Source organism: Nocardia sp. No.11 (assembly GCF_038752175.1).
GTDB classification, from domain to species: Bacteria; Actinomycetota; Actinomycetes; order Mycobacteriales; family Mycobacteriaceae; genus Nocardia; species Nocardia canadensis.
Window position 1 is genome coordinate 1 of sequence record NZ_JBCGFB010000035.1, and the last position, 3,383, is coordinate 3,383.

Here is a 3,383-nt window from a genome sequence, read left to right on the forward strand (position 1 = left end):
TGCCGCCGATCGCGGCCGGGTTCGCCCTGGCCGCGCTCGTGGTGCTCGCCGCCGCTAGGACGCAGCGGCGGGCACCACGCCCGCGGCGAGCGCGTCGGTGACCATCCGGGCGACGATGCGCGCGAGTTCCGTTGCGCGCGTAAGGTCCTCGTCGAGCACGACGATCCACGCGAACAGCGGACCGAGCAGCAACGCCTGCGCGATCGCCGAATCGGGGCGACGAGCCAGGTCACCCCGGGTGATCGCGCGGTCGAGCAGCGTGCCGATGACGGAGTTGCTCGCCGATCCGCTCGATGAGCGCGGCCAGGTCGCCCTCGAGCGAGCCGGTGTCGGCGGGCGGAGCCTCGTCCAGGCCGTGCACCACGACCGCGAACGTCATTCCTGCTTGGTGGCGAAGCGGCGGTAGATCGTCGCCTTGCTCACCCCGGCCCGCGCCGCGACCGCGTCGACGGTGAGTGCCGCGGACCCGGACTCCTTCAGCACGCCGGTCTCGAAGATCCCGGCGTAGCCGGTCTCGGCCCGGATCGCCGCGACGACCTCCGGATCGTGGTACAGGGTGAGCGGGAAGATCTCCGTCGCCCCGATCGGCACCAGGGCGTCACGGGGCGGGCACACCCACCGCCGGCGTGACCAGGACCGGGAGCACCAGCAGACGGCGCAGGATTCGCATCGTCCGCAAACTAGACGCCCGTCCAAGAGTTAGCGAGGGTTTCGCTCGAGGCAACGCAAACCGTTGTTTCCGCGTACGAACCACGGCTTGGATGGCCGGGTTCACCCTCAGCGAGCAATTCGGGAGTATCAAGTGAAATTCCGTCGGGTACTGGCGATCCCGGTCCTGGTAGCAACCGCGGCCCTCACCCTCACGGCGTGCGGTTCGGACGACACCGAGTCCGGCACGGTGGTGCGTATCGGCACCACCGACAAGGACAAGGCCTGGGACGTCTTCGAGCAGAAGGCCAAGGAGCAGGGCATCACGCTGAAGATCACCAACTTCTCCGACTACAAGCAGCCCAATGCCGCGCTGTCGCAGAAACAGATCGATGTCAACCTGTTCCAGCACCTGCAATTCCTCGGCCAGTACAACGTGGCGAGCTCGGACACGCTGACCCCGATCGGCTCGACCTACATCGTGCCGCTGGGCCTGTACTCCACCAAACACAAGGCACTGGCCGACATCCCGGCCGGCGGTGAGATCGCGATCCCCAATGATCCGACCAACCAGGCCCGCGCGCTGTTCGTGCTCCAGGCCGCCGGACTGCTGAAGCTGACGGGCTCCTCCGCCCAGCCCACCCCCGCCGACATCGACAAGGGCGCCTCCAAGGTGAAGGTGACCCCGGTCGACGCCGCGCAGACCGCGCTGTCGCTGGCCTCGGTCGACGGATCGGTGATCAACAACACCTTCCTCGACCGCTCCGGCATCGACCCGCAGTCGGCCCTGTACAAAGACGATCCGAAGAACCCGTCCGCCGAGCCGTACATCAATGTGATCGTCACGCGGGCCGAGGACAAGACCAACCCGACCTACCTGAAGCTGGTCGAGATCTGGAAGGACCCGGCCGTGGCCGCCGCGCACGCGGAGGTCACCAAGAACACCGCGGTCGCCGTGACCCGTCCGGGCGCCGAGCTCGAGCAGATCCTCGACCGGGTGCAGCAGGGCATCCGCGCGAACAAGTGAGCGCACCCGAGGCCGCCGTCGAATTCCGTTCGGTCACCAAGGTCTTCGGCCGCGGCGCCGAGCGGCACGTCGCGCTCGACGACGTCGATCTGCGGATCGAGGCGGGCGAGATCTTCGGCGTGATCGGCTATTCCGGAGCGGGCAAATCGACCCTGGTCCGGCTGATCAACGCCCTGGAGAAGCCCACCTCGGGCACGATCACCGTCGCCGGCGCCCCGATCACCGGGGTGCGGGAGTCGGCCGTGCGCACCCTGCGCCGCGATATCGGCATGGTGTTCCAGCAGTTCAACCTGTTCCGGTCGCGCACGGCCGCGGGCAATATCGAATATCCGCTCAGGGTCGCGGGCTGGAAGCGCGCCGAACGCAAGGCGCGCGTCGCCGAGCTGCTCGACTTCGTCGGCCTCACCGACAAGGCGCGCGCCTATCCCGATCAGCTCTCCGGCGGTCAGAAGCAGCGCGTCGGCATCGCTCGTGCCCTGGCGACCTCGCCGTCGCTGCTGCTCGCCGACGAGGCGACCTCGGCGCTGGACCCGGAGACCACGGCCGAGGTGCTGCGGCTGCTGAAGAAGATCAATGCCGAGCTCGGGGTGACCATCGTGGTGATCACCCACGAGATGGAGGTGATCCGCGCGGTCGCCGACCGGGTGGCGGTGCTGGCCGAAGGCCGGATCGTCGAATTGTCGCCCACCTTCGATGTCTTCGCGGCACCGCGGGCCGCGTCGACCCGCTCGTTCGTGGCCACCGTGCTGCACAACCGGCCCGACGCGGCCGAACTCGAGCGGCTGCGCGACCTGCACGGTGGCCGGCTGGTCACCGTCGACGTCGACGACGACAGCGGGATCGGCGCCGCGCTGGCCGCCGCGGCCACGGCCGACGTGCGCTTCGAGATCGTCTACGGCGGGGTGAGCACGTTGCAGGACAAGACCTTCGGCAGCATCACCCTGGCGCTGCACGGTCCCGACGACGCGGTGGACCGCGTGATCGCCGACCTGGAGCGGAGGGCGCGCTGATGGAGACCAACTGGGAGAAGTTGCGGCCCACGCTGTTCGAGGCGATCGGGACCACCGTCTATCTGGTGGGCGTGACCTTCGTGGTGGCCGGGGTGATCGGCCTGGCGCTGGGCACCGCGCTCTACACCACCCGCAAAGGCGGGCTGCTGGCGAACGCGCCGCTCTATCTGGTGCTCAACGTGCTGGTCAACATCGTGCGCCCGATCCCGTTCATCATCCTGCTGGCCGCGCTGGGTCCGGTCACCCTCGAGGTCGTCGGCACCACGATCGGCACCGAGGCGGCGCTGTTCGTGATGATCGTCGCGGCCTCGTTCGGCATCGCCCGGATCGTCGAACAGAACCTGGTGACGGTCGATCCGGGAGTGATCGAGGCGGCGCGCGCGGTCGGCGCGGGTCCGCTGCGGATCATTCTCACGCTGCTGATTCCGGAAGCGCTCGGGCCGCTGATCCTCGGCTACACCTTCGTGGTGATCTCGATCGTGGACATCTCCGCCATGGCGGGCACGGTCGGCGGCGGCGGCCTCGGCGATTTCGCGCTGGTCTACGGCTATCAGCAATTCGATTGGGAAGTCACGATCGTGGCGACGCTGATTATCATCGCCGGCGTGCAGGGCGTGCAGTTCTTCGGCAATTGGCTGGCCCGGAAGGTATTGCGGCGCTGAGAATATCGGCGACGAAGAAAAGCGGGGTGGGGGGCG

Annotated in this window: 6 protein-coding genes; 3 read left to right on the plus strand and 3 right to left on the minus strand. The window is 68.3% G+C overall.

The window, feature by feature from the left end; translation table 11 throughout:
- Window positions 1–54 precede the first annotated feature (54 nt).
- From V8688_RS13485 to V8688_RS13495, 3 genes are read right to left on the minus strand one after another with little or no spacing between them, the layout of a single operon-like run.
- Entirely contained in the window at window positions 55–192 is a 138-nt protein-coding gene (locus V8688_RS13485) for a hypothetical protein (RefSeq protein WP_342800927.1), read from the minus strand.
- A 37-nt stretch (window positions 193–229) separates the two neighbouring features.
- Window positions 230–379 carry a hypothetical protein gene (locus V8688_RS13490; protein WP_342800928.1) on the minus strand — a complete coding sequence of 50 codons (150 nt, stop codon included), beginning with the start codon at window positions 377–379 and terminating at the stop codon, window positions 230–232.
- Window positions 376–615 carry a helix-turn-helix domain-containing protein gene (locus V8688_RS13495; RefSeq protein ID WP_342800929.1) on the minus strand — a complete coding sequence of 80 codons (240 nt, stop codon included), beginning with the start codon at window positions 613–615 and terminating at the stop codon, window positions 376–378. The genes V8688_RS13490 and V8688_RS13495 overlap by 4 nt, the downstream gene beginning before the upstream one ends.
- A 220-nt stretch (window positions 616–835) precedes the next feature.
- Between V8688_RS13495 and V8688_RS13500 the strand changes: the two genes are divergently transcribed.
- The 3 genes from V8688_RS13500 to V8688_RS13510 are packed head-to-tail and all read left to right on the plus strand — an operon-like array spanning window position 836 to window position 3,347.
- Window positions 836–1,675 carry a MetQ/NlpA family ABC transporter substrate-binding protein gene (locus tag V8688_RS13500; RefSeq protein ID WP_342800937.1) on the plus strand — a complete coding sequence of 280 codons (840 nt, stop codon included), beginning with the start codon at window positions 836–838 and terminating at the stop codon, window positions 1,673–1,675.
- Window positions 1,672–2,685 carry a methionine ABC transporter ATP-binding protein gene (locus tag V8688_RS13505; RefSeq protein WP_342800930.1) on the plus strand — a complete coding sequence of 338 codons (1,014 nt, stop codon included), beginning with the start codon at window positions 1,672–1,674 and terminating at the stop codon, window positions 2,683–2,685. Before V8688_RS13500 ends, V8688_RS13505 begins: the two co-directional genes overlap by 4 nt.
- A complete protein-coding gene (locus V8688_RS13510; RefSeq protein WP_316575288.1) occupies window positions 2,685–3,347 on the plus strand; it encodes a methionine ABC transporter permease in 663 nt (220 codons plus the stop codon). The genes V8688_RS13505 and V8688_RS13510 overlap by 1 nt, the downstream gene beginning before the upstream one ends.
- The last annotated feature ends 36 nt before the right edge of the window (window positions 3,348–3,383 follow it).